Here is a 25,051-nt window from a genome sequence, read left to right as displayed (position 1 = left end):
TCATCTTGTATTGGAACCCTTGCGCCCTGCTCGGCTACGTCCCGCTTTGGCAGATTTGCGTCTGCGACTAGCCGATTTCCCCATATGCGGACGCGGTCCCTTCGTTGTACGGGTTCTCCCCTTACGTCTGCCAGTTCCGGAAGTACGTTTCAGCCCCTCACGGTCTCGGCGAGAATGCGGTGCAAGTCGCTTGCGACGACGTTTCCGCGTTTTGCCCCTCTGTTGAATCGGCTTTGCAGCCGGGACAGTACCTGAGGCAACAGGAGCATCGTGACCCAATGCGATTGGAGGTAATGAGGAATGTGGCAACGCCTGTATGACTGTCAGTGGGAATAATAGTGCCCGAACCGTAGTCGGCTCCAGAACCAGTACAGTGCGCAGTCCTCCCTCCCCATGGGTATACACAGGTCCATTCGGAGGTTGGATATAAGCAAACCATCCGGGAAAACGCAATAACCACTGTGTCACCATCGTATGCAGTTTCGTTCGGTAGGTTTCAACGCCGTAGAGCCTTTCCGCTTCTGTCCGATTACGCCACCCCGTATTCGAGGCCAGCTCTGCATCATTCAGCAAGGTTGTTGTCAAGGTGACAAGCGCTTCGGTATCACCCGGCGGGGCCAAAAATGCATCACTGCCTACGGATTCCATTAATTCCTTCAGTCCACCCTGAGCAAAAGCGATGACCGGTTTGGCAAAATAGAGACCCTCCAGTGCGGTCATGCCAAATCCTTCTTTGACCATGCTTGGGATGACCAGGATATCCATCGCGGTATACGCCAGAGATACGTTCTCTTCAAATGTGGTGAAGGTAAACCGGCGTGAATACCCGGATTTTTTCACCCGTGATACACACTCGTCGTAATACTTTTTATCCGATGGTGCCCCGATGATCCAGAAGCGACAGCGCGAATGCGTTTCACAGATCCTCAAGGCCATATCCACAAAAGGTTTCAACCCTTTGGCATCATATATAAATGAAGAAATATAACCGATACAGCTCTGTGATGATTTGAAACCGAGCTCCTTACGCTTGCGTTCGCGCAGATGAACCCAGCGGTCCGGTGCTGGTAACGCGGGTTCCCAAGTTGGGGATATGATGGTCACTTTGTCACCCATGCCGGCTTCTTGGAAAGGGGCTACCGCTGTCTCGGATATACCAATAATCCAATCCGCGTAACGACCAATCATCTGGATCGCCTCGGTTGTATGTTCATTTGTATGAATAATCTCGGTAATCTTCCAGATGATCGGAATCTGAAGGGACTTTGCCGCTACAGCCGGCATCACATTAACACAGGTGTTCGTTAACACTATATCGGGAGCAGTCTCCCGTATTAGGGAGACTGCTTCCTGATACGCTGGTGTATGGCGAAGATGCTCCGCATCATCTGCAATGCCCAGGTAAGGTGTGTACACACCGTGAAGCATCGGCAGAGTGCATATTTTGACCTGAATGCCGAATCTCCGCGCAAGCCCCGCAAGCTTCCCCTCCTGAGGGGCTACGAGCACACATTCAAAGATCGTACCGATCTCTCTCATAAAATGAAGCAGCAGCTTCTCGGCACCTGTAATGCTGCGAGTATTGCACACATGTGAAAATAACATCATCTTTGGTTTCGTTGCCATGGCCGCACGGACCCTGTACACGATTATCCGATACAGGGTACTGTGCACACCTCCTCCCGGCCAGAATTAAGGGAATATGATGGTTAACATTTCATTAATTCTTTTGCCATACGTGTGGTCTTTCAGTGTACGTTCAAGTCCACGAAGTGCAATCTCACGGCGTTCCTTTTCATGAGTAAGATAATATTCCACTTTGTCGAGTAACTCCTGCGGCGAGGAATATGTCTCAATCTCCACACCCGGTTTGTAGAAACGCGCAATGTCATCCCGGGCGTCCGTCAGCTGTAGCGTCGTGGACGCGGCAATTTCAAACGTTCTCGGGTTTGGTGAAGCTGGCGCAATTTTGAGGTGATTATTATTGACGGAATCATCTTCGTGGGATCGATGCAGGTTGATGACAATTTTGGTGCCATTGTACACATCATTGGTCTCCGGCGGACTCATCCAGCGCCCGAGCTCAATCTTCTCGCCATAGGCAGTATAGTCAGGCAGACGGTCCCACCAGATTCCGTTAAATACCGTATTGTGTGACATCAACTGAGGCATGATCGGATTGAAGAAGTATACCCGGTTCCAGTAGGCCGAGCCGATAAAGCTGACATCCCGTTTTAACGGGGAAGGAGTTGTAATCGGAAAGTAATGATTAGTAAATGCGGCAAAAGGGAGGTAGTGAACGGACGCGCAGCCGATTTGTCGATATAGATCGATACAGTTCAGTTCCAACGTGAAGACATGGTCAAAATGTGTCACAATATCCAGCGTCATATCTGTATAGTACGGGTCATCCGTGAGCCAGATCGCCGTCTGAATGCCCGCTTGGCGAATCGCATCGATATGCTCGATGGGGATATCCATTCCATCCAGCACAAGCACAAGATCAGGACGCGTCTGCAGCGCAATTTCAGAAATCGGTTGACGCGGATCAGAGAGGGTTACTTGAGCTACCATACCCTGTAGCGTGGCCATAATGGCCTCATCCAACGGGGAGTAAGGGAAGCCTTTACCCGAGGATACATACAGCACGTGAAGCTGTCGGAAAGGCAACGGTTCCTGTGCACAATTCACAATATAGTTGGCGCGACCGCGCAGATATCCTTCTTCCTTACCTGCGTCATATCCGGCATGTTGCCCATTTTTGCGTGCTTGATCAGCCAGGCTTAGTACGGGTGCATGAATCTTTTTAGTTTTACGGTGTTTGAGAGACATACCGCCACTCCTTTATTTTTTGGGATAGTGTTCATGTTGGTGCTGCACTTCAGACGGGGATTACAAATGTTCCAGCAACTGACCGATCCGGCGAGTGAATGTATGCTGGTTCATCGTGGTGAGAAGTCCACGCCACGCCATCGCCTGTCGTTCTTCTTCATGCTTCAGATAATAGTGGATTTTGCGCTGAAGTTCTGCTGCGTTGGTGAACGTCTCGATGTCATATCCCGGCTTATAATAACGGGGTAAATCTGCACGTGCATCCGTAATCTGCATTGTGCCGCAGGCGCTGATCTCATACGTGCGTGGATTAATCGAGTGACCTTTAAGATGATGTGTATTGCGATTGTCTTCCCCATTCTCGCAAGTCCGGTGAATGTTAATGACAATCTTGGCGCCATTGTAATAATCTACTGTCTCTCCAGGAGCAATCCATCCTTCGTGGATGAAACGGCCTAGTACATCATAGCGTGTCAACCGATTCCACTGGCTACCCGCAATGAATACCTTTTTGTCCGCTAGAAAAGGGGCCAGCTCATCAAACAAGGCAATCCGGTTCCAGAATCCGGTACCGATAAAACAAATGTCGTGCTGATGCTGCGGTGCGGCGCGCCGCGGTTGAAACATGCCTGGATTCACCGCGAGTGGCATATAGATGACCTGGTTCGCTCCATGTCCCAGATAGAAGGGTACGGCGGCCTCTTCATGCGTGAACACGACATCATAATGCTGACAAAGGGACGTTGTATCTTCGGTGAAATACGGATCATCCACAAACCACACGGCAGTTCGGATACCGAGTGCACGTATGCCATTCACCTGCTCCACATGATCTGCGGGAAATACATGCAGACCATTCATGACGAGCACCACATCGGGCCGATGCTGACTGGCTTCCTGCAACATCGCTGCTGGCGATCCAACAACGCATTCACGTACAGATTGCTGCAGAGCCAAGGTGACACCTTCATCGATGGCATCGAATCCTTGCGGGATATATAACACCTTCATGTCCCGCAAGGTCGGTTCAAACATCTGCACCCGCTCCATCATGGCTTGACAGCCGCCGAATCTGCGGCCTTCTGCATATCCGCCGCGGTAAGCCGTTTCCGCTTCGGTCAGCGGACGGTGCTTTCGTTTTGCCACATTCTTCACCCTGTCTTCCTTCAGGAGATCTCACTTCCAGACTCTCCCCGAGATTGGTCTTCCCTCTAAAGGATATGCCTCGGGGTCAGATGCATCATGGACGGGTGTCCTGCAAGGCGCAAAATTGGCGCATGCCCTCCACATCCGCCTGTACGGGCATGTCCGCTTTTGCGGCGATGCAAATAACCCGGAGGGATCTGTCCCCCCGGGCTAACATCATTTGTTAGAGGATATTCAAAAAGTCCGCTTTTGATTACGAAGGATGCCTATCGGCATCACCAACATCGAATATGAAATTCACCCGAAATGTCCGTTGCTCACGTAGTCTTCCCTACGCTCCGCTACTCCATTTCTAGCTTCATCCCATCTTCTCGGTACTGAAAACCGGTCTTTTTGAACTGGCACTGTTAGTAGGTATCATTCCATGCAGGAATAATCCGGTCTAATCGGTTACTGTGCTTTGTAAGCCAGCTGATGTCCGTCCTCGAATCCCTTGGCGAAACCCGCGTTGAATCCCTCGTTGTACGCCTCGTTGTATCCCTGACTGTACGCACCGTCCGGGTTCGGATCGGTAGGGGTAGCCGGGACGACTGGTTGTACGGGCTTTGGACTCCGGTGCCGCCGTACCGCACGTTTCTTTTTTTTGAGCCACGCACTGCGTCCTTTAAGTGGACGTTTGTGAAGAACACGTTTGGCTCTGAGCGCACGCAGTTTGCGAATTTTGCGCAGACGGGCTCCACGGATTAACAAAGCTCTTTTGGTTCTCAGTCGTATTTTCTTCTTCTTTAACATGTCAACATTCCTCCTGTATGTCCCGAACGATACGAATTGCACACCCGGGGTCTTTGAGCCACGGCAAGCCAGGCTCCCCATGCTGGATTCGGGCCAGCCTGATTCCCGTAACCATACGAGACATTTCTGCCTGATAGCGACTCAGCAAACGAATGTTCTCGGCCAGACTGCGGGCGGATACTTCCGAATGAGCGGTTATACTGGCTACACTGTCCAGAATGCGTGCCAGCGCCTGCTGACTGTGTGCAATGGATTCAATGAGCGCCAGTTTGGCTTCCTGCTCACGCCGCATCAGACTCATTTTCCCATGTCTCCCAGATCCATGCCGCCAAACATGCCGCCGTCCATACCGCCGCCATCTTCGCTATCGTTCTGCACCATCACCGCTTTGAGATTGTTGCACAGTCCGGTCTCCATCCGGGTTAATCCTTCCAGCAATTCCACCAGCTGATCATGCATCTTGAGCGGCTCGCCTACCTGATCCCCATGCGTCAGAAAGGTATCCCCATTCAAATGATTCAGCGTCCAGTTCCGTACCTTCTCGGCCTCAATCGCTTTTGCCTCCAGGATCAGGGCAATATTCCACTGCATTTTGGCTGCTGCGTCCAGCATCAGAATGAGGCTCTGTTCTCTACTCATGTTCCTTCACCCGCCTTCCGGGCTTATTCTTCCTCTTGAACCGCGATCTCCCGCATGACTTGGGTCAGCGTTTCGGCTACAGCCTCTTCCAGATCTGCAAGGCCCCCCAAGTAAGAGATAATGCTTTTGTTGATTTGCCCAGAGCTATCCAGCAGACCGTCAACGCCATCCAACTCCGGTTCGATATCTGGCAAATGATTGATGATTTCAGACATGCGTACAGCGACTTGGCGTTTGGCATCCAGCACACGTGCGATCTGCTGGTGAGAGTGTGCAATATGTGTGATGATTTCATCGATTTTACTCTGCATGGTCCTCCTCCTTACCGTCACGGCCTGCTTCACCCATAGAAAAACCCGGCCTATCAGCATTTGCCTGTTACAGCATATGCCGGGCCGGGATCGTCAGTTACTACAGCTTGCGCCTATATCGTCAGATGACATAACTCCAGTCGGAAGAATACCGACTGAGGAATTGGCGAGTACGTTCCTGCTTGGGACGTACAAACACCTCTTCCGGGGTTCCTTCCTCCACAACGGAACCTCCATCCATGAAAACAACCCGATTTGCCACCTCACGGGCAAACCCCATTTCATGGGTGACTACAATCATGGTGATCCCCTCTTGAGCAATGGAGCGGATGACAGACAACACTTCTCCCACAAGCTCGGGGTCCAGCGCCGAGGTCGGTTCATCAAACAAAATCACTTCGGGATTCAGTGCCAATGCTCTGGCGATGCCCACTCGTTGCTGTTGTCCACCTGACAACATACTTGGATACTCATTGATTTTGGCAGACAGTCCGACTTGTTCAAGCACACGCAAGGCACGCGTGCGGGAATCGGATTTGGACATTTTCTGGGCAATAATTAAACCTTCCGTGACGTTATCCAGCACCGTCTTGTGTTTGAACAGATTATAATGCTGGAACACCATCGCCGTTTTTCGTCTCAGCTGCACAATGTCATGTTTGCGTGCATGCTTGCAATCGACGGTTAATCCACTGATCTGAACCTCGCCCTCATCGGCACGTTCCAGAAAATTGACACAGCGCAGCAGCGTTGTTTTACCTGATCCGCTCGGTCCAAGGATCGCTACGACATCGCCCTGTTCCACGGTCAGATCAATTCCCTTCAATACTTCCTGCTTGCCAAAAGTTTTGTGTATGTTTGTTAGTGTAATCATGACACGCCTCCTTTGCTGTACACGGCAACCCGACGCTCAAGCAGAGCAGTGATCCGCTCGGCAATGATGGTCAGCCCCCAATAGATGAACGCTGCGGCGATAAAGGCCTCCAGAAACTTCAGACTGACGGATGCCACCACATCCGCTTTACCGAGGATGTCCATCTGAGACACGGTAAAAGCAAGTGTTGATCCATGCAGGAACCCAACAAACATACTGCACAGGTTAGGCAATACAGCCCCGATCGCTTGAGGGATGATGATGCGCCTTAAAGCCTGGAATGTGCTCATGCCTACAGCGTGAGCCGCCTCCATCTGGCCGATATCCACAGCAAGAATGCCTGAACGGATAATCTCGGACATATAAGCGCCCGCAGTGAGCGAGAAAGCAATCAGTACAAATACGAGAATTGGAATCGACGAGGATTGGAAAGCCCAACCGTAACGTTCCGCCAGCTTATCGATAATCATCGGAATACCGTAATAGATGAGGAATAGATGCATCAACATCGGTGTTCCACGCAGGAATGAAACGTAGAACTCAGCAATGCGGTGAATCCACCGCACGCGATAGATACGGATCAGAGCCGTAGCCAGACCGATTCCGAACCCTGCAATCAACGGAACAATCGTAATGACAAGTGTCAGTGGCAATGCCTTCAGGATTTGAAAAAAAGATGTATAGATAAACTGGAGATCAATCGACATATGCTCACCCCGCTATTCGTTTCAGTGAGAGTTCAAACCTCTTTCAGGCGTTTGGCTCGAATTGCCGGTTTGTGTACGACTCTCTTGCGTTCATGACGCTGGAGTCTGCGTTCTGCAAAGGCAAATCCTTTTTCGAGCACAATGACAATGACATAATAGACCACAGACAGACTGATATACACTTCAAGTGCGTGCGATGTAGCCGAAATTAACGTCTGCCCTCTGCCCACCATATCCATGACACCAATGGAGAAGGCCAAAGACGTATCCTTTAATGAACCGATTAACGTATTGGCCATGTTCGGAAAAGCAACAATCAGTGCCTGCGGAACAACAATCCGCCGAAAAGACTGGGTTGTGGTCATACCAGCAGCATAGGCTGCTTCCGTCTGACCTTTATCCACACTGCGCACCGCTCCGCGAAAGATCTCGGCAAAGGATGCCGCGTCACTAAGCGCATAGGTCACAATGACAAATAACAACGGGTCGGTTCTCGACAGGTCGATGCCAATGGGTTTGAGCAACTCGGGAAGTCCGTAATACACCAGGAACAATTTGATCAGGATCGGTGTGCCCCGCATGAATGAGACGTACAGGGTGGCCAACTGGCTTAGTACCGGAATCCGATACAGCCGGGGAACGGCCAGAAGCACGCCGCCCACCAGTCCGAGCACGATGGAACCACCCAGTACAATCAGTGTTATATGCAAATATCGTAGCAGTTCCGGGATGAAATCCAGAACCAATGACAGATCAAATGATTTTCCCATTACCGCTGCACACCTTTCTCAGACTACTCTTCAACCGTATAGTCAGCTCCAAGCCACTCAGTGCTCAGTTTGCCTAACGTTCCATCTTCTTTGATCGCTTTGAGCGCTTCGTCCACTTTGGTTTTGAGCTCCTGCTCATCTTTGTTCAGAATAAAGTACACTTTGGAGTTGGAGAGGGCATCTCCTACCGTTTTCAACTGAGCATCAACCGCCTTATTCTGATAATCAATGGCAAACTGCGTGCTGATGGTGGCATCCACCCGGCCTGTTTTAATCTGAGTAATGGTATCCTCACCCGCTCCGGAATAAACGATATCAATCCCGTTGCCGTTCGCTGCATTCCATTTCTCAGCGAGTACAGCCGCATTACTTGTGGCACCAACAATCAGTTTTTTCCCTTTGAGATCCTCAATCGATTTTACTTCCTCATTTTTCTGACTTACGACAATTTTATTTGGAAAAATATTATAGGCTTCATCATTAAACAGGAACTTGGCCTGTCTCTCATCATTCACTTCCATCTGGTGAGCGATCAGGTCAATTTTTTTTGTTTCCAGACTCAGCAGCAGGTTTTTGAAATCCATGGTGCTGAATTCGAATTCGTACTCAGGCAAACGTTTGTCGATCTCCCGGATCAGTTCCACATCATAACCTGTTAACTTGCCATTCTCATCAATGAAGCAGACATTTGGGAACTGTGTACCTGTTCCTACAATGATCTTTTTCACTTTGGTGTCGCCTGCTGCCGAAGCAGATTCTGAATCATTGCTTGCAGTTCCTGTGCTGCATCCAGCCAGTACCGCCAGCATTGTAATGAACAGCAGTGCTGTCCGGAATTTTTGAATCCCCCGTTTTTTAACCATTCCCAATCTCCTCCACAGGCTGTTATCACAGCAAATATGATGTGTACTCCCATTCCTCTTCCTATTAACAAACCATTCTCACTTGTATAGTCGGAATTAGGTTGAACAAAGAATATCATTACAAGTCATCTTAGGGCAATAACTAAACTAATAGGACATCCTGATATGGTTATAGGACTTCTCTATAGTACAAGAAAAAGCCATCCCCCATATCGATTGGCGGATGGCTTCTTCTTGTATGACTCTCACTGATTATACCATTTTGGCGGTGCATCACTTGGTGTGTACACTACTCATCTATCTGCGACTCGCCCATTTAATTTTACGTGCAACTTCCACTCGCTGTAATTGTAAGAGACCGATCCGTTCCTCGAACTTCTTGCGTTCGTCCATGGAATGAGCGGCATGAATCTGGTGGCACAGACCTGTCAGTTTGCTGTTGATGTAATCAAACCGTGTCCATAGTTCCTCTTCAGGTGTGCGTTGCTGCTCCGTCGCCGTCTGAAATATTTTGAGTTGGCGGATAAGGGATTGTTGCCATTCCTGATCCTGAATTTGGATGGCAAAATGCAAAAGATCCAGATAGTCATCAATTTGCAACGAAACGCCGCAATCAGATTTAGTGTTCATCGTCGTCTCTCCTTATTTCAGTACTTGGCTGGAATCCATTACTTCTATCTTACAGGAACAAGCCCACTGAAAGCGAGTACTGAACGATTAAATTTCGGGAAAATTTTTATTTTTTTATGTTAAAACAGCTTTACATTTCCATTAAGACCAATTTGGCAGGATATTGATATTGGTACATATGAAATTGGTAATAAAAATCCGCGTTAAGGAAAAAAGTTCTTTCCTCAAAACTGATTTTTCATCATTTTATATATAATATTAACACATATCAAATTAGTCATTTTTTCCATCTCGCTGCTGTCTGGTCATCAGTAACATGAGAAATGAGATGATAATAATGGAAACAGTCCATGCCCAAGCCATGGTCTGATTGCCCGAATCTACAGCGACATAGATTGCCGTGGGTACCGTTTGCGTTTTGCCCGGAATATTGCCTGCAATCATCAGTGTCGCTCCGAATTCGCCGAGTGCCCGGGCAAAGCCCAGGATGAAGGCGGTCATCAATGCTCTGCCTGCGAGCGGCAAGGAAATGTAACGAAAGACCTGCCATTCATTCGCCCCAATCGAACGACCCGCATCTTCCAGATCACGATCCACACCACTGAATCCCGATTTCATCGTCTGATACACCAGTGGAAAAGCAACCACCACCGAAGCAATCACCGCAGCCCACCAGGTGAAAATAACCGGTGCGGAGAATATGGCTTCAATCCATTGTCCAAACAGACTTTTACGCCCAAGTATGACAAGTAACAGAAATCCAACCACCGTCGGAGGAAGGACTAACGGCAGCATAAATGCCGTTTCCAGCAGAATCTTTCCCCGAAATGTAGAACGTGACATCTTCCAGGCTATCGCAATTCCGAGCACAGTGGCCACTACGCTGGATAATAACGCAACCTGAAGCGATAGGCGCACCGGTGACCAGAATACGGACCAGTCTATGGCGTTCACATTCATTCCGGAATTGTGAATCCGTATTTCGCGAAGATATCGAGCACTTCAGGGGTTTGTAAATACGCATAAAATTGTTCGGCCTCTGTACGGTGTTTGGTTCCTTCAATAATGCCTATTGGATAGTTGGCTGGTGTATAGCTGTTCTTGTCCACCTCAAACGCAATTTTCACCTGATCCGAAGTAAGAGCATCCGTTTTATATACAAACCCTGCATCTGCATTACCTGTCTCTACATATTGAAGAACCTGTCTAACGTCTTTCCCCTGCACAAGCTTACTTTCCAGTTCATCCCACAGCTTGGCATTGGTCAGAGCTTCCTTGGCATAGGTTCCCGCAGGAACACTTTCCGGAATCCCAATGGCTACCGTCTTGATGGAGTCGCTGGTGAGATCCGTTTCACTGGTTACTGTGTGGGTCCCATCTGCTGGCACTATGGCCACCAGTGAATTCTGTAGCAGATTCTTCTGATCGCCCGATGCAATCAGGTTTTCATCCACTAGCGCATTCATATTTTTGGTTGCCGCCGATACAAAGACATCAGCCGGGGCACCCTGTTCAATCTGCTGTTGCAAGGCACCCGAGGCCCCAAAGTTAAAATTAAGTTCTATATAAGGATTAGCTAGCTCATAATTGGTTTCAATCTCTTTCATCGCATCGGTCAGACTGGCCGCCGCAGAGATTGTCAGATCTACCGTTTCCTGCGGATCGTTATTTCCTGCTGATGAACTTTCACCTGATGCCGCTGGCGTTGAGGTCGTTTGTTCTGCACCTGTGGATGTATCCGTAGTGCCCGTGTTTGCGCCGCAACCAGCCAATACAAGAGCCAGTCCCAGTGACATACTTCCCAACACATATCCGATTCTCTTTCTCATTCATTTCTCTCCCAACGTTATCTTTAGATATAACTAGTTATAATTGATTATATCTAATTATACACAAGACAAAAAAAATGGGAAGGTGATTAAGATCACATTTGATTTTTGTTATCTGTCCTATGCGTTTATTGCGTGTTCTCAGGTTTATGGCATCCCTCAATTAATGATATAGTACAAGAAACATTCATAATAAAACCATAATTGCTCTATACCTTTGAAGGAGGATCTTCACTTATGACGGAGGAGCAATCCTACACAACCGAAGAAATATCCAAGCTACTCAAAATATCGAAACTGACGGTCTATGACCTGATCAAAAAAGGAGACCTCGTCGCATACCGTGTGGGTAAACAAATGCGAATTGATGCAACCGATCTGGAGGCATATAAACGTCGCTCCAAGCAACTTCAGTCCTCAGGTCAGCGTATCCCGACTCCTCATCAGACCTCGGAATCAGGGACTCAGCCAAGTCCGGGTGATTTTCAGGGTACTTCCATACAATCGACTACACCCGTTGGGTCTGCGCATGCGATTACTCCAGCGAGTTCTGCTCATGCAATGACTGCTGTACCACGGCATCTGGTCATAACAGGTCAGGATGTCAGTCTGGATATTCTAATGCGCCATATGGAAAAACAAACTCGGGACATTCGTCCGTTACGTTCGTTCATGGGTAGTCTGGATGGGCTTATCTCGATGTATCGCGGTGAGTCCGATCTGGTCAGCACCCATCTGCTCGACGGAGATACCGGTGAGTATAATCTGCCGTATATTCGCAAAATTCTGACAGGACGATCTTATGTGGTGGTGAACCTGCTGTCACGTCCTGCCGGACTATATGTACAGCGTGGCAATCCACAGAACTTGCAGAATTGGACCGATCTGAGCAAGCCTGAACTGAGACTAGCTAATCGGGAGATAGGTTCTGGCGCGAGAGTATTGCTGGATGAGCAACTTCGACTGCATGGAATTCCTGCAGCAGGTCTGATCGGATATGAAACCGAAGAAACCAGCCACATGGGCGTGGCGGCCAAAGTCAGTTCAGGAGAAGCTGATGTCGGAGTTGGCATTGAGAAGGCTGCGCGACTTGTGGGACAGGTTGATTTTATCCCGCTCATTCAGGAACGTTATGATCTGGTCATGCTGAGGAAGCAAGGTAATGAAGCTTGGACAGAATCTGTACTGCGAATTCTCCAATCGCCGGAGTTCAGGCAGGAACTGCAATCATTCGAGGGATATGACGTATCTCGGACAGGTGAGATTTTGTACGAAGCATAGGTATACCAAATGTAGACAATAACAGCCCATGCTCAACGTGTATTCAACATTACATCATGCATATACAAAACGCCTTGCAAGGGCTGCAAGGCGTTTTTGGTGTTTCTTTCTATATATAACGCATGATATCGATGAATGGATTGCTTAATGTGGCAAATCGATCTCAAAAATGAACACACCATACGCGGGCATGTTGATCTCATTCTGAAGTGTTGTACCTGACAGTAACTCTTTTACTTGCTTCTTAAGGTTAATGGGGACTTGTTGATCCGAGTAGTTGAGTAAAAAGACATAAGCTTTATCCTTACCAGAACGGATACCAAGCTCAACTTCAGACGGTACCTCTACCAGGTCACCCACAGGTGAAGATAGCTCTATTTCATCCAGGAGAGCATCTACGACCGGTTCATTGTAAGCCGCTCCATAATACCATACTTGCCCCTGACCTACCGTACGTTTGATCAATGCAGGACTACCTGCATAGTATTCGGATGCATACTCGGCCACAACCTGTACGTCAGGATGCTCCACATGAAGAACTTCGTTAAATCCAGCCGTTGACGTTCCCTCCTGAAGTCGCTCACTCGCCCCACTCCATTGCAGTTTGGCTGCTGGAACGGTTCCTTTGATTAAGGTAAAGTCCTCTACGGTTACACCACACAACTCAGCGACAGCCCCAGGGAACGGTCTCATATAACAATGCCCCCTGAGATCCTTATATCCGGTGCGAGCACCAAAAAACAGAGTGCCTCCTTGACTGACATAGGCTTGCAGAAGTTCTGCTGTCTCGTCTGTCATGATGGCCGGGTGAGCATAGATGATCACCTTATAATCGGATAACTCTTCCAGTGTTGTCGTTGGTTGCAGTGTAACCATGTCCGTCGGAATATGACGATACTGGAGCTGTTTATACCAGGAGCGTACACTCTGTTGCTGAAGCGGGCCGTGCCACTCATCCAACTCTCCATCCCAGATGTTATCGTAATCCTGTAGGATCGCAACATCGGCTTGATATGTAGTGCCCGCAATAACACGCCCGATCTTGGCAAACTCTTCCCCTACTTGTGCAACCTCGCGTACTCTTCTGTTAGGTTGATTATGGTAATCATTGATGCCATGCCAGTACATCTCGGTGCCAAATGTTGCCGTCCGCCAGCGGAAGTAGACGAGTAGATCTGTTCCGTGAAGAACAGATTGATACGACCATAATCGGATCTGTCCCGGTCTTGGCGTACCCATACCTATACTATCAACCCAACCTCCTGGTCCAGACTGTTGTTCCATGACGCAGAAGTTCGGTGACATGTTACGTACGTTCGACAGTTTCATGCTCCAGGCCCGATCTTGTAATGAGTTATCGTCTGTCCCTGGGAAGATCGTGGCAAACTGCGGATACGAATCATAGGAGAAGAAATCCAACAGGTTTTCTGTCATTTCATGATTATCCAAGTGTCCAAACGTACCGTTTGTTGTGATCCAATGTTCCGGGTCCAGTTCCCGAATGATGTCCACCTGAAGTTTGGCAAATGAAATGGTATTTGCTGAGATAAATCTCTTTTCATCTAGTGCCAGGTGAGGATTGGGCGATGGACTGACCATATTTCGGGTAAGGTGAACTTGCGCCCAGTCGGTATAGGTCTGACTCCAAAAAACAGTCCCCCATGCCTGGTTCAGATTCTCCAACGATTCATAACGATTCTTGAGCCATTCACGGAAGGCGACATGATCTGCCTCAGCATAAAAAACATCCATATGACAATTGAATTCATTATCGATCTGCCATCCAATAAGAGCCGGATGATCTTTATAGGCAATCACCATATTGCGCACGATTTTTTCACATTGCTGTCTGAAGATTGGGCTGCTGTAGTTGGTATGACGCCGCATGCCGTGTTGATACAACACCCCGTCCTTATTTGCGTTTAATACTTCAGGATATTTGGATGTTAACCACGCTGGTGGAGTTGCAGTAGGTGTTCCCAAAATAACACTTAAACCGTATTGATGCGCCAGATCCAGTGCCTTCTGGAAAAAACTAAAATCGAACTGGTCTTCTTCCGGTTCAAAGATGGACCATGCAAATTCAGCCATCCGAATAACTGTGATATTCATCTCTTTCATTCTACGGAAATCGTCCTCCCACAACGCTTCCGACCAGTGCTCAGGGTAATAACAGACCCCCATTTTTAATTCATCCATTTGGATTGATTTTGCCACCTTTAATTGCCCCCTTAACCTGCCATATTGCCTCCATTCTATTGGAACCTTCACATATAATAAATGACAAGATTATGCGACTTATAATAAAATATTGTCATTGTCCAAGATTCAAATAACAGTAGGCTGAATCTATTTCAGTTCACTACATAAAAATATTGCGTTTAAATGGAGGATGCACGTGAAAGAACACATCTTTCTCCCCAAGCCGGTTTTCCCCAGACATGTATGCTTTCCCGATTTTATTGGAGGGTACAGTGACTTTCCGAAACATTATGTGAATCGGGAATATCGAACGAAAGATATCAACTTGGATCATTGCTATAATTTGCACCTTGTACTTGAAGGTAAAGGATTCCTGGACACGGGAACCACTCGTTATGAGCTAACACGAGGGCAGGGATTCCTCTACGGTCCCGGTCTCAGACAAACCTACTATTCAGATTTGGATGACCCTTGGAGTATTCGTTGGATTCACTTCTACGGTATTCGTCTCGAAGAACTGTTAAATGGAAAAGGCGTTGACGAGCCCTGGCTGTTTCAATGTTCCAACTTTCCGGTGGTTACCGCGCTCATGGATCGATTGCTGGAGCTAGGCAGAGGCTATCAGGTGGAGGACGAGCACAGTGTGGCAGCAACATTATATGAGCTTCTGACCCGATTGCAATCGGCAGCGAGCCAAATCAATGTTTCGTTAAATCACACTTCAGAGCGAATTCGTGAAGCAGGGAATTATATTCGTTCCCATAGTAATGAGCACATCACACTTGACCACGCTGCCGGAATTGCCGGATACAGTACAACATACTTTAGCCGAAAGTTCAGTCAGACGTTTGGAATCTCTTTCCCGGAATTCCTCTTGGAATCCAGGTTATTACATGCGAAACAGCTGCTCGCAACAACCAACCTTTCCATTAAACAAATTACACTGGAAACGGGATTTTCACAGTCAAGCTACTTCATCCGCTGTTTTAAAACCCAGGAAAACGTAACGCCTATGCAATTTCGAATGATGCACAATCATTCGTTATAGGTACGGCACGTATTTCTTGATCAAGCTGACGCAAAAAAAGACTCTGCATACAACATGCAGAGTCTTCCTTGCTCATTTTTTATATAAGTTCATTTGTATCTTCGTCCTCATCAGCCTTATATTCCAATATATCTCCAGGCTGACAATCCAGTGCTTTACAGATCGCATCCAGAGTGGATAAACGGATCGCTTTTGCTTTTCCTGTTTTTAATATGGAAATATTGGCGATTGTGATCTCAACTCTCTCTGCAAGCTCGGTAACCGTCATTTTCCGCTTTGCCAACATCACATCAATATTAATTATAATGGCCATATATTCACCTCAGACCACTAGGTCATTTTCTGATTTGATATCAATCGCTTCCTGTAACAATCTTTGGAGCACAGCGGAAAATACTGCAATGACCAATGAAGCAAAAACAGGAACCATCCCCATAAGAATGAGGCCTGGGGCATCATCTTTCTCTGCTACAACATAAACAAATGGCAACATCACAAAATAGAGACTACTGATTACAATAGCACAATATTTTATTGTTTTTAAGGATTTCACTGACATTAGAGAGAACGCTTCATTTTTGTCGATGTAGCTCAGCAGACGGAATGCCTGGTACAGTGCAACGATAAACGGAATAACGGACACATACATAATAATCACTATGGGGTATAGCGCACCTGCATAATTCGGATTCACCGGGTTGTTCGCTAACCAAGGTATGCCGAATATATATAAGGCAAGAATGGGAACACCAATAAGCAACACAGCCAATTTTAAAAAGATGGTTGTACCTCGCTTCACAAAAAGCACCTCACTTGTTTTAAGTGATATGAATTTATCATAATATTTATCGTTTTACAATAAATTTTTATTGTAAAACAGATTTTATTTATTCTTTTGCCCATTAAGGAAGGCAGACCAAAAGATCGCCCCCCCTCTTTGCTTCAATGATTTTTGGACACAAAAAAAAGCCCGATGCTAGCCACTGTTTCGCTAGCTTCGAACTCGGTTGCATATACGCCATATTTGTCTGAGTTAACATTAATTTTCACGAATGAAATATACTCTTAACCGATCTCGCTCACGTACGCCAGAACAGTCCCGCCTCATCCCGTTCCACCTGCTCGAGCACATTCTCAAAATCGGAACAAGGTGTAATAACATCTACCGGATTCCAGCTGCTCTGTTCATCTCTGGCATACACTTTCCACTGATTTTCTTCCCAGTAAAATCGGGCAATATGCATCTTATCCCATTGATACCGTTCCTCGGCGGGTCTTTCTTCGGTCAGGATCAATTCATTGTCATTCATCTCATATGTCAACTTCACCATCGTACGCAGTGGCGCAGGTACCTTCTCGTGAATATATCCGTTCATTACGGACTGAATTCTTCGTAACGTAAACAAGTCCAACATGAGATGCACATCCTTTCAGCAAAATACCACCTCTGTTCTACGCACCACATGCAGCTCCAAGCACACAACAACCTGCCTTCATGCAATGGTGGTCAGCTACATCCCTTGATCATTTTACCAGCTGGATTTTGTTACACCAGGAATCTGTCCTTGATGAGCCAGTTCTCTGAACTTAATTCGAGATACCTTGAACTTGCGTAGATAACCCCGCGGGCGACCTGTCACTTCACAACGGTTCTTTAGTCTGGTCGGAGATGCATTACGCGGCAATTTCTGCAATGCCTCGTAATCCCCTTTTTCCTTCAATTCCCGGCGCAGGTCCGCATATTTTGCCACGATCGCCTGACGTTGCTTCTCACGTACCACTTTAGATTTTTTAGCCATGAATTACAGCTCCTTTATCCATTAAATTTATGTTTAGAACATCAACTTCCGAGTTATACCGCTTCCACAGGCCATGGCAGTGGATTGTCGAAATGGCCCCAGTCTCCCAGCATTTCTTCATCACTGAGCAGGCACTGGTCCAGCTCGTCTTCAATGCTCGCACGCTCCATTTCGATCCCAATCATGACAAGCTCCGTCTGACGATCTCCCCACTGGGCATCCCATTTCTCCAGAACATCCGGCTCGTTACGTAAAATCTCTTCTTTGTCCGCTTCCGGCAACGCAGCGACCCAATGTCCCGCAGGACCGAACTGGATGGATGGCCCTGCCTGACTGAGGCTTGCAGCAACATCCCCTTCAGCCGCAAGCCATACCAAACCTTTGGCACGTACCACTTCTTCCGGCCAGTAACTCATGAATTCAGCCAGACGGGAAGGATGGAACGGCTTTCTGCGGCGATATACAAAGGAACCAATACCATATTCCTCGGTTTCCGGTGTATGCGACTCCTTCTCCAGCTCCTGAATCCACCCAGCGGACATGCTCACTTTCTCAAAATCAAAGCGGCCTGTATTTAGAATCTCGGACGGATTCACCTGTCCATTCTCGGTCCGAATGATCTTGGCGTTAGGCTGTAGCTTCCGGATGATACCTTCGAGCTTGTTCAGCTCGGTGTCATCGACCAGATCACATTTGTTCAGCAGCAGCACATCACAGGTTTCGATCTGATCAATCAACAAGTCTACAACGTCACGGGTGTCTTCATCTCCGGTCGCCTGATTACGATCCAGAAGACTCTGTCCTGATCCAAAATCATGCCAGAATCGATTGGCATCTACTACCGTTACCAAACAATCCAATCGGGCCAGACTAGTCAGGTCAATACCCGACTCTTCATCGGCATATGTAAAGGTCTGTGCAACTGGAACAGGTTCACTGATGCCGGTGGATTCGATCAAAATATAGTCATACTTGCCTTCGTTCACCAGCTTCTCAATCTCCTGCATCAGATCATCCCGCAAGGTGCAGCAGATACAGCCGTTCGACAACTCCACCAGCTTCTCTTCGGTTCGAGACAAGGTTGCCTCCCCCTTAACCAGCGCTGCATCAATATTGACCTCACTCATGTCGTTAACGATTACGGCAACCTTAAGCCCTTGTCTGTTGTTCAACACGTGATTCAAAACCGTCGTTTTCCCTGAACCGAGGTAACCACTCAGTACGGTTACCGGAACTTGCTTTTGTGTCATAGAAATCCACTCCTTATATGTGCAGTCTGTGTAATTCGGACTTTAATAGTAATTATTACGATTAACAACAATGACTATAATCCTGTTAGACGGTCATTGTCAAACTATTTTTGATTTCAACCTGCAAAAAAACAAAAAAAGGCTGATGACCGCCCCTTACACTTTCGCATCCTGAGGATACGTTTTGGCAAGAAGTGAGTCATAAACCTCCTCTGTAAATGTTCTTTAGTTCAATTTATATAGTCACCCCAGATCTGGCCTTATTGCCCGCTTCCATCCGTTGCCTGAACACCAACACCAGTACCATCGCTGCAACAGAGAGCAAGGTGCAGATCATAAACATGGTCGAATACGAACTCACTTGCACAATGAGCCCCATCGCCAGTCCACCCAGAGAGAATCCGAGGTCATACGAGGACATGAAGATCCCCATGAGTACATATCTGGAATCCGCAGGCAACACAAAAGACAGATATGTGGTTAATGTCGGGTACAACAGTGCCAGGGCAAAACCGCTAAACACCGCGGATAAATACACTAGCGGCCCGATGGTCTCCATTAGACTGAGCAACTGGGTTCCCAGTGCAGCACATAGCATTAACCCTGCCATCAGCCAGGTATTCCAGCTACCATCGGACGGAATTTTTTTGCGCAAAATAAACCTGCACAGGATTACAACTAATCCCTGAATCGTCAAAAATACGCCTGCACTCGCCAGTCCGGTGGATACCATATACAGGGGAAGAAAGGTCGCTGTCGCCCCAAAAACGCAGGACGCAAACAACATCACCACACTGCTAATCAGCAGTGGCGTACTGCGCCAGATGCCGCCGAATGAACGAAACATATCGCCCAAGGTGTACGATTTGTTCTGCACGGTACTCCGCGGCAGATCCACATTATATCCAATCAGAAGTGGCAGAGCCGCCAGTCCGATCATCAGCAACGTAAACGCCAGATCACTGGCATTTTCCCAGATTTGTATAGCAAGAATCGGAATGACCAGAGAAGGAACCATCGTAAACAGGGTGTACATGGACAGCCCTTGTGCCCGGTCTTTGTCCTCCAGCTTTTCCACAATGCCTGCCTGCATCGTCATGGAGAAAAAGGCCGTAGCCACACCTTGCAGGGCTCGCAACCACAGATACGTCTCCACACCAAAAATAACAAATAACAGCAGCGTGCCCGCATGCAAAAGCAATAACCATTGCATCACTCGTAGTGGCCCATGCTTACCCAGCAACTGCGCTGCAAAAGGTCTCAAGAGCATACAGGTGAACATATATGCCCCCATCATCAGACCAATCTCAGCCTGATTTAATCCAGCGGCCTCACTTCTCAAAGGCAGAATAATCGTCAAAGCTGAATTTGCCGCAAAAAATAAAAAGGCCAGCATATAAAACCGGATAAATGAAAAGGATACCGGATTTAATTTCCCATTGGATGTTGCCGTCATTGAAGCCTTCAAACGTTCGTCACCACTTTCTCTTCTGGTAGTCAACTCACAGATGTACCTGTAACGGGTCTCCGCCGTTCATAGGCAAAAACGATCATTACCGCTCCTAGGATAGCACACATCATGTACATAAATGAATAGGAAGAGAAGTCAGCGACGGGTCCCATAATCACACCACCCAGAGAAATACCCAGATCCGCCATTGCAATAAATAACCCGATCAGAACGTTCCGATTCAGCTTAGGCAAGACAAAAGATAAATAGGTCGTAAGTGTCGGATACAGGATCGCCTGACCGATTCCCATGAATACAGCGCCCACATAGAAAAAGACCACCCCGCCTGTCACGGCAAAACTGACACATTGCGCAGCAACGGCGAGCAGACACATCGTACCCATGATGAAAGGAGAATGCCAACTGCCATCGGACGGAATCCTTTTTCGAAGCATAATTCGAGCGAGCACCACTGTTCCTGCCTGAAGCATCAGATATACACCCGCATTCCCGTCTGGTACTTGACTCGCATACAGCGGAATAAAGGTGGTAATCGCGCCAAATACAACCGAAGCGGCGAGCATTAACACACTGCAACGAAATAAATGTGGATTCTTCACCAACTGACCAAAGGATTCCAACATGCTCACGTTCTGCTCCGAAAGATTCTCAGCAGGTTGCTCCTTGTTTGGTTCCATTTTGGCGGTATATCCGAAGACACCCGTACAGACGGCAATGCCGATCAGAACCACTGTAAAATAATCCATGCCACCCGTCTGCCAGATTCCTAATGCGATAACTGGCCCCACGATGCCTGGTATATAACTGAACAGCGAATAATACGAAATCCCCTGAGAGCGATCCTTCTCCGGAAGGGCATCAATAATGCCAATCTGCAAAGCCATGGAGAAAAACGCTGTCGATATCCCCTGCAAAATACGAGCAACCAAATAACCTCCGAGTCCCGTAAAGGTATATAAAATCAGCGCAAATCCATTGATAATCAGAATTAGACGCAATATTTTGATCGGACCGTGCTTTTGAATAATCCGACCTGCCCAGGGTCTGAAGAACATCGTTGTGAACATATAAGCGCCCATGATCAGTCCAATCGTTGTACCGCTCGCACCCAAGGACTCCCCTTGTAATGGGATGATCACGTTAAGAATGGCATTGGCACTGAAATATAGAAGAACCAGTATGTACAAGCGCAGAAAAGGCCAAGACATCGCTCCACTCACAATGGGTGTTCCCCCTAAAATGGTATTAAATGCTTCAATAATTTCTTCGCATAGTCGGACTGTACGTCCTTAAGTTGCTTGGTCGGAACTATCTCTACAACCTGTCCCTCTCTGAAAATGATTACCCTGTCACAGATATAGGCTGCCGCCTGTATATCATGTGTGATAAAGACATAGCTCAGCTTATAGATTTCTTTCAGCTCTTTCAGTAATTGCAACACCTGGATCTGAACAGACACGTCCAGTGAACTGATCGCTTCATCGAACACAATAAGTTTTGGGGCTGTCGAGATGGCCCTGGCAATGCACACTCTCTGAGCCTCACCGCCGGATAGTTCATGCGGATATTTGGATCTATACGAAGGGTCCAGCCCAACTTGGTTCAGCAACAGATCTACCTTCTCTGAGTTACCCTGATCCTTTCGCAGCTTTTGCTGTGCTTGCATCGGTTCCATAATGGCAGTTTCCACAGTAAGAAATGGATTGATGGAGGATGTATAGTTTTGAAAAACAGCGCTGAGGTTTCCCATCCGTACACGTCGATCCTGTACGTCTTTACCATCCAGCGAGATCGTTCCACGATCCGGCCGTTCAATGCCCAGAATCAGACGGCCCAACGTCGATTTACCGCTTCCGCTTTCACCGATGATACCGAGACACTCGCCCTGCTGGCATTCAAAGGTAACTTGTTTCAAAACTTGTTGTTTGTGCTTGGAGAACAGTCCGCCTTGGTTATATGATTTTTCGATACCCTCCACCTTTAGCATCTATAAGTCCTCCTGCATCAACGCCTTAAAATGATTGCTCAGCTCCAACCGGGTAGAGACCAGATACTGCGTATAAGCATGCTCCGGCTCTGTCAAAACAGAATGCATGCTGCCGCGCTCTACGATGATTCCGTCTTTCATGACCATCACGTCATCTGCAATCTTCTGAACAACGCCGAGATCATGGGAGATGAACATCATGGAACAGCCCATGCGTTCGCGTAATTGAATCAATTGCTCCACTACTTCATATTGAGAGATCGTATCCAGCGCCGTTGTTGGCTCATCCGCAATAATCAGATCAGGCTCAAGCACCAACGCCAGAGCAATCATGATTCGTTGCAGCATCCCACCGGACAGCTGATGTGGATATTGATTCAAAATCTCGCGCGGATGTCTGAGCATGACGCTTTCCATGGCATTGATGATTTTCCGTTCACTCTCGCGGGTATTCCAGCCAAAATGCTGCTGAAGCGTCTCCCGAATATGAACACCAATGACACAGGAAGGATCAAATGCACTCATGCCATTCTGCAAAATCATACATAGATGCTTGCCCCGCTTACGCCGCATCTCCGGTTCCGAAAGCTGGTTCAGGTCTTCGCCCTGAAATAACATCCTGCCCGATTGGCGAATCCATGGCTTGTTCAGTCGCATGATAGCCCTGCACGTAACGGACTTCCCGCTACCACTTTCCCCCACGATGGCCATACAGCTTCCCTGCTTAACTTCAAATGAACTGTCATGAATGATCACTTTACCTGTATTGGTGTCCCAGACTTTCAAATGTTCAACCTCGACTATATTCATAAGCCGTCTTTCTCACCTCACTTTCGTAAGACTTGTCAGACTTACCTTGAGAGGTCATCAATTTGGGGTCCAGAGCCACTTGAAGGGCATCCGATAGAAAATTAAAAGCAGACACGACCACCACAATGGCCAGGCCCGGTGCCAACATCAATTCAGGTTTGGAGAACATGACTTCCCTCGCCTCATTGAGCATCATGCCCCACTCCGCATGCGGAGCCTGAATGCCAAGCCCCAGAAAGGAAAGGCCGGAGATCTGCAACATCATTGAACACATGGAGCCACTGGCAATGACGGCGATATCGGCAAAGGTAACCGGAACAATATGTTTGGTTATGATTCTCAGATTGGGTGTGCCGGAGGCTTTAGCGAATTTTACATAATCCATATCAGAGAATTGCATCACAGATGTGCGAATAACACGGGCAAACCAGGCCCATTTCATCCACACAAAGGCAATCAAAATGTTCTCCAGTCCTGCACCCAAAATGCCAACCACCGCTAGTGTCATCACGTATCCGGGAAAAGACAGCATAATGTCACAGACTCTCATGATCCACGCATCCACTTTCCCCTTAAAGTAACCTGCGATGAATCCAACAATGGCCCCGATCAGAACAGATAGACTAAGCGCAAACAGAACCCATAACACACTTGGACGGATGCCATAGATAAGCCGAGATAATACACATCTACCCAGATGATCATTGCCTAATAGATAATCCCAGGATGAGGAGGCATACCGAAGCTTCATGTTCACTTGTCCAGGATCATGCGGCGCAATAAGCGGAGCCAGTACGCCCGCCATAATCGTGACGATAATCACCACCAAAGAGGTCAACGCAAGCTTGTCTTTGCGCAGATTTTTCAATATTCGCATCAGAATTCCTTTCTCAACCGGGGATTCATCGCCGCATTAATGATGTCGGATAACGTGTTAAACAACACAAAGGTGACAGCCAACATCAGAACATACGCCTGAATAATCGGAAAATCCCTGCTTAATATGGATTTCACGCTGAGCCTACCGAGCCCCGGCCAGGCAAATACATTTTCGATGACCACCGTACTGCCCAACACGATCGGGATCGCCATGCAAAAGATGGACACGGCCACCTGTAATGAATTTCTCAGAATATGCAGGGTAACTTTCTTCTCACTCAGACCACTTGCCCGTGCATATAATACATAGTCCTCATTCATATTGCTCAGCATGGAACTTCGAACCGTTCGGAAATAAATGCCTGTATAACTGACCGTGATCACAATCACCGGAAGAATGTAGCTTCGATATGAGTCCATACCACTGGTAGGTAGCAGATCCAGCTTGACGGAAAAATACCAGATCATCATGGCTGCAAGCCAGTAGGATGGCATGGCGGTAAGGAAAAATGATACGCCTCTGACCGATCGATCCAGCAGCTTGCCTTCTCTCATGGCACAGATCACTCCCAGCAGAATGGACAGCGCAATAATAAATACCGATGAGACAAGCGTCAACTTCAATGTGTTCATAAAAGCCGGCCCCATCAATGACCATACGGGTTCACCAGATACATAAGAATTGCCAAAGTCCAACTGCACAACAGCCATAATCCAGTTCACATACTGGATCATGAACGGCTGATCGAACCCCAATGCCTTGTTGGTCTGGGCAATTAATTCCTCTGTGATCTGCGGAACTTCCTGTGCCTGTAACACAACAATCGCCGGGTCCAAGGGAGATAGATTAATCAGAACAAACGTTATAAATGAAATGATAATCAGTAAAGGGATCGCTAACATAATCCTTTTGAAGATATAACTTCCCATA

Annotated in this window: 28 protein-coding genes; 2 read left to right on the top strand and 26 right to left on the bottom strand. The window is 47.6% G+C overall.

What is annotated here, in order from left to right:
• The 14 genes from MKY28_RS01855 to modA form a co-directional block, all read right to left on the bottom strand.
• Complete coding sequence (locus MKY28_RS01855) at positions 1 to 1,647, bottom strand: glycosyltransferase (RefSeq protein WP_340934586.1); 1,647 nt, start codon at positions 1,645 to 1,647, stop codon at positions 1 to 3.
• A 45-nt stretch (positions 1,648 to 1,692) separates the two neighbouring features.
• Positions 1,693 to 2,832: a CgeB family protein gene (locus MKY28_RS01850; RefSeq protein WP_076319759.1), complete on the bottom strand. Its 1,140-nt coding sequence runs from the start codon at positions 2,830 to 2,832 to the stop codon at positions 1,693 to 1,695.
• Positions 2,833 to 2,892: 60 nt separating this feature from the next.
• Positions 2,893 to 3,987: a CgeB family protein gene (locus tag MKY28_RS01845; protein ID WP_340934584.1), complete on the bottom strand. Its 1,095-nt coding sequence runs from the start codon at positions 3,985 to 3,987 to the stop codon at positions 2,893 to 2,895.
• 441 nt (positions 3,988 to 4,428) lie between these two features.
• Entirely contained in the window at positions 4,429 to 4,770 is a 342-nt protein-coding gene (locus MKY28_RS01840) for a hypothetical protein (RefSeq protein WP_051446920.1), read from the bottom strand.
• A 1-nt stretch (position 4,771) separates the two neighbouring features.
• Positions 4,772 to 5,071, bottom strand: a complete 300-nt coding sequence (locus tag MKY28_RS01835; protein ID WP_340934582.1) for a hypothetical protein — start codon at positions 5,069 to 5,071, stop codon at positions 4,772 to 4,774.
• Positions 5,068 to 5,409, bottom strand: coding sequence for a hypothetical protein (locus tag MKY28_RS01830; protein WP_017692510.1), 342 nt, complete (start codon positions 5,407 to 5,409; stop codon positions 5,068 to 5,070). Before MKY28_RS01830 ends, MKY28_RS01835 begins: the two co-directional genes overlap by 4 nt.
• A 23-nt stretch (positions 5,410 to 5,432) precedes the next feature.
• Entirely contained in the window at positions 5,433 to 5,720 is a 288-nt protein-coding gene (locus tag MKY28_RS01825) for a hypothetical protein (RefSeq protein WP_017692509.1), read from the bottom strand.
• Positions 5,721 to 5,841: 121 nt separating this feature from the next.
• Positions 5,842 to 6,594 (bottom strand): amino acid ABC transporter ATP-binding protein, encoded by a 753-nt coding sequence (locus MKY28_RS01820; RefSeq protein WP_340934581.1) that lies wholly within the window; start codon positions 6,592 to 6,594, stop codon positions 5,842 to 5,844.
• Entirely contained in the window at positions 6,591 to 7,301 is a 711-nt protein-coding gene (locus MKY28_RS01815; RefSeq protein ID WP_076319761.1) for an amino acid ABC transporter permease, read from the bottom strand. Before MKY28_RS01815 ends, MKY28_RS01820 begins: the two co-directional genes overlap by 4 nt.
• Before the next feature lie 32 nt (positions 7,302 to 7,333).
• Positions 7,334 to 8,071, bottom strand: coding sequence for an amino acid ABC transporter permease (locus tag MKY28_RS01810; RefSeq protein ID WP_340934579.1), 738 nt, complete (start codon positions 8,069 to 8,071; stop codon positions 7,334 to 7,336).
• 23 nt (positions 8,072 to 8,094) lie between these two features.
• On the bottom strand, positions 8,095 to 8,916 hold the full coding sequence (locus tag MKY28_RS01805) for a transporter substrate-binding domain-containing protein (RefSeq protein WP_036673581.1): 822 nt from the start codon (positions 8,914 to 8,916) through the stop codon (positions 8,095 to 8,097).
• Positions 8,917 to 9,231: 315 nt separating this feature from the next.
• Positions 9,232 to 9,564: a hypothetical protein gene (locus tag MKY28_RS01800; protein ID WP_017692504.1), complete on the bottom strand. Its 333-nt coding sequence runs from the start codon at positions 9,562 to 9,564 to the stop codon at positions 9,232 to 9,234.
• Between the two features lie 273 nt (positions 9,565 to 9,837).
• A complete protein-coding gene (gene modB, locus MKY28_RS01795; protein ID WP_340934577.1) occupies positions 9,838 to 10,524 on the bottom strand; it encodes a molybdate ABC transporter permease subunit in 687 nt (228 codons plus the stop codon).
• Positions 10,521 to 11,393, bottom strand: a complete 873-nt coding sequence (gene modA, locus MKY28_RS01790; protein WP_047841236.1) for a molybdate ABC transporter substrate-binding protein — start codon at positions 11,391 to 11,393, stop codon at positions 10,521 to 10,523. Before modA ends, modB begins: the two co-directional genes overlap by 4 nt.
• Before the next feature lie 237 nt (positions 11,394 to 11,630).
• Between modA and MKY28_RS01785 the strand changes: the two genes are divergently transcribed.
• A complete protein-coding gene (locus MKY28_RS01785) occupies positions 11,631 to 12,674 on the top strand; it encodes a helix-turn-helix transcriptional regulator (protein WP_339195279.1) in 1,044 nt (347 codons plus the stop codon).
• Between the two features lie 144 nt (positions 12,675 to 12,818).
• On the opposite strand, the gene MKY28_RS01780 is transcribed toward MKY28_RS01785, so the two are convergent.
• Positions 12,819 to 14,891 (bottom strand): beta-galactosidase, encoded by a 2,073-nt coding sequence (locus MKY28_RS01780; protein WP_340934574.1) that lies wholly within the window; start codon positions 14,889 to 14,891, stop codon positions 12,819 to 12,821.
• A 181-nt stretch (positions 14,892 to 15,072) separates the two neighbouring features.
• Between MKY28_RS01780 and MKY28_RS01775 the strand changes: the two genes are divergently transcribed.
• A complete protein-coding gene (locus MKY28_RS01775) occupies positions 15,073 to 15,924 on the top strand; it encodes a helix-turn-helix transcriptional regulator (protein ID WP_083669919.1) in 852 nt (283 codons plus the stop codon).
• Between the two features lie 79 nt (positions 15,925 to 16,003).
• Here MKY28_RS01775 and MKY28_RS01770 read toward each other — a convergent pair whose 3' ends face one another.
• From MKY28_RS01770 to opp1B, 11 genes are all read right to left on the bottom strand, one after another.
• The gene (locus MKY28_RS01770; RefSeq protein WP_036605834.1) at positions 16,004 to 16,237 is read right to left on the bottom strand and encodes a helix-turn-helix domain-containing protein; all 234 of its coding nucleotides are present in this window, start codon (positions 16,235 to 16,237) and stop codon (positions 16,004 to 16,006) included.
• Between the two features lie 9 nt (positions 16,238 to 16,246).
• Positions 16,247 to 16,723, bottom strand: a complete 477-nt coding sequence (locus MKY28_RS01765) for a DUF2975 domain-containing protein (protein WP_340934571.1) — start codon at positions 16,721 to 16,723, stop codon at positions 16,247 to 16,249.
• A 280-nt stretch (positions 16,724 to 17,003) separates the two neighbouring features.
• Complete coding sequence (locus MKY28_RS01760) at positions 17,004 to 17,339, bottom strand: DUF3024 domain-containing protein (protein WP_076253275.1); 336 nt, start codon at positions 17,337 to 17,339, stop codon at positions 17,004 to 17,006.
• A gap of 114 nt (positions 17,340 to 17,453) precedes the next feature.
• Positions 17,454 to 17,723: a 30S ribosomal protein S14 gene (rpsN, locus tag MKY28_RS01755; protein WP_036605831.1), complete on the bottom strand. Its 270-nt coding sequence runs from the start codon at positions 17,721 to 17,723 to the stop codon at positions 17,454 to 17,456.
• A 53-nt stretch (positions 17,724 to 17,776) separates the two neighbouring features.
• Entirely contained in the window at positions 17,777 to 18,973 is a 1,197-nt protein-coding gene (locus tag MKY28_RS01750) for a GTP-binding protein (protein WP_127547089.1), read from the bottom strand.
• A gap of 235 nt (positions 18,974 to 19,208) precedes the next feature.
• On the bottom strand, positions 19,209 to 20,474 hold the full coding sequence (gene cntE / locus MKY28_RS01745) for a staphylopine family metallophore export MFS transporter CntE (protein ID WP_340934568.1): 1,266 nt from the start codon (positions 20,472 to 20,474) through the stop codon (positions 19,209 to 19,211).
• On the bottom strand, positions 20,471 to 21,664 hold the full coding sequence (gene cntE, locus MKY28_RS01740) for a staphylopine family metallophore export MFS transporter CntE (protein ID WP_340934567.1): 1,194 nt from the start codon (positions 21,662 to 21,664) through the stop codon (positions 20,471 to 20,473). The genes cntE (MKY28_RS01745) and cntE (MKY28_RS01740) overlap by 4 nt, the downstream gene beginning before the upstream one ends.
• Before the next feature lie 14 nt (positions 21,665 to 21,678).
• Positions 21,679 to 22,431, bottom strand: a complete 753-nt coding sequence (locus MKY28_RS01735; RefSeq protein WP_340934565.1) for an ABC transporter ATP-binding protein — start codon at positions 22,429 to 22,431, stop codon at positions 21,679 to 21,681.
• Complete coding sequence (gene cntD / locus MKY28_RS01730) at positions 22,432 to 23,241, bottom strand: staphylopine uptake ABC transporter ATP-binding protein CntD (protein ID WP_340934563.1); 810 nt, start codon at positions 23,239 to 23,241, stop codon at positions 22,432 to 22,434. It lies immediately after the preceding gene.
• Positions 23,222 to 24,118 carry a staphylopine uptake ABC transporter permease subunit CntC gene (cntC, locus tag MKY28_RS01725; RefSeq protein WP_340934561.1) on the bottom strand — a complete coding sequence of 299 codons (897 nt, stop codon included), beginning with the start codon at positions 24,116 to 24,118 and terminating at the stop codon, positions 23,222 to 23,224. Before cntC ends, cntD begins: the two co-directional genes overlap by 20 nt.
• Positions 24,118 to 25,050: a nickel/cobalt ABC transporter permease gene (gene opp1B, locus MKY28_RS01720; RefSeq protein ID WP_340934558.1), complete on the bottom strand. Its 933-nt coding sequence runs from the start codon at positions 25,048 to 25,050 to the stop codon at positions 24,118 to 24,120. Before opp1B ends, cntC begins: the two co-directional genes overlap by 1 nt.
• Between the last annotated feature and the right edge of the window lies 1 nt (position 25,051).

Origin of the sequence: Paenibacillus sp. FSL R5-0473 (assembly GCF_038004565.1) — a bacterium.
GTDB classification, from domain to species: domain Bacteria; phylum Bacillota; class Bacilli; order Paenibacillales; family Paenibacillaceae; genus Paenibacillus; species Paenibacillus amylolyticus.
The sequence above is the reverse complement of the archived record's forward strand: the minus strand, read 5'-3'. Positions and strand labels throughout refer to the sequence as shown.

Coding starts and splice junctions, on each gene's coding strand:
- MKY28_RS01735 (WP_340934565.1), bottom strand. CDS start 22,431: ATGCTAAAGGTGGAGGGTATCGAAAAATCATATAACCAAGGCGGACTG.
- rpsN (WP_036605831.1), bottom strand. CDS start 17,723: ATGGCTAAAAAATCTAAAGTGGTACGTGAGAAGCAACGTCAGGCGATC.
- MKY28_RS01820 (WP_340934581.1), bottom strand. CDS start 6,594: ATGATTACACTAACAAACATACACAAAACTTTTGGCAAGCAGGAAGTA.
- MKY28_RS01815 (WP_076319761.1), bottom strand. CDS start 7,301: ATGTCGATTGATCTCCAGTTTATCTATACATCTTTTTTTCAAATCCTG.
- MKY28_RS01840 (WP_051446920.1), bottom strand. CDS start 4,770: ATGTTAAAGAAGAAGAAAATACGACTGAGAACCAAAAGAGCTTTGTTA.
- MKY28_RS01750 (WP_127547089.1), bottom strand. CDS start 18,973: ATGACACAAAAGCAAGTTCCGGTAACCGTACTGAGTGGTTACCTCGGT.
- MKY28_RS01760 (WP_076253275.1), bottom strand. CDS start 17,339: ATGTTGGACTTGTTTACGTTACGAAGAATTCAGTCCGTAATGAACGGA.
- MKY28_RS01810 (WP_340934579.1), bottom strand. CDS start 8,071: ATGGGAAAATCATTTGATCTGTCATTGGTTCTGGATTTCATCCCGGAA.
- MKY28_RS01850 (WP_076319759.1), bottom strand. CDS start 2,832: ATGTCTCTCAAACACCGTAAAACTAAAAAGATTCATGCACCCGTACTA.
- MKY28_RS01825 (WP_017692509.1), bottom strand. CDS start 5,720: ATGCAGAGTAAAATCGATGAAATCATCACACATATTGCACACTCTCAC.
- MKY28_RS01830 (WP_017692510.1), bottom strand. CDS start 5,409: ATGAGTAGAGAACAGAGCCTCATTCTGATGCTGGACGCAGCAGCCAAA.
- MKY28_RS01785 (WP_339195279.1), top strand. CDS start 11,631: ATGACGGAGGAGCAATCCTACACAACCGAAGAAATATCCAAGCTACTC.
- opp1B (WP_340934558.1), bottom strand. CDS start 25,050: ATGGGAAGTTATATCTTCAAAAGGATTATGTTAGCGATCCCTTTACTG.
- cntD (WP_340934563.1), bottom strand. CDS start 23,241: ATGAATATAGTCGAGGTTGAACATTTGAAAGTCTGGGACACCAATACA.
- modA (WP_047841236.1), bottom strand. CDS start 11,393: ATGAGAAAGAGAATCGGATATGTGTTGGGAAGTATGTCACTGGGACTG.
- MKY28_RS01770 (WP_036605834.1), bottom strand. CDS start 16,237: ATGGCCATTATAATTAATATTGATGTGATGTTGGCAAAGCGGAAAATG.
- modB (WP_340934577.1), bottom strand. CDS start 10,524: ATGAATGTGAACGCCATAGACTGGTCCGTATTCTGGTCACCGGTGCGC.
- cntC (WP_340934561.1), bottom strand. CDS start 24,118: ATGCGAATATTGAAAAATCTGCGCAAAGACAAGCTTGCGTTGACCTCT.
- MKY28_RS01835 (WP_340934582.1), bottom strand. CDS start 5,071: ATGAGTCTGATGCGGCGTGAGCAGGAAGCCAAACTGGCGCTCATTGAA.
- MKY28_RS01800 (WP_017692504.1), bottom strand. CDS start 9,564: ATGAACACTAAATCTGATTGCGGCGTTTCGTTGCAAATTGATGACTAT.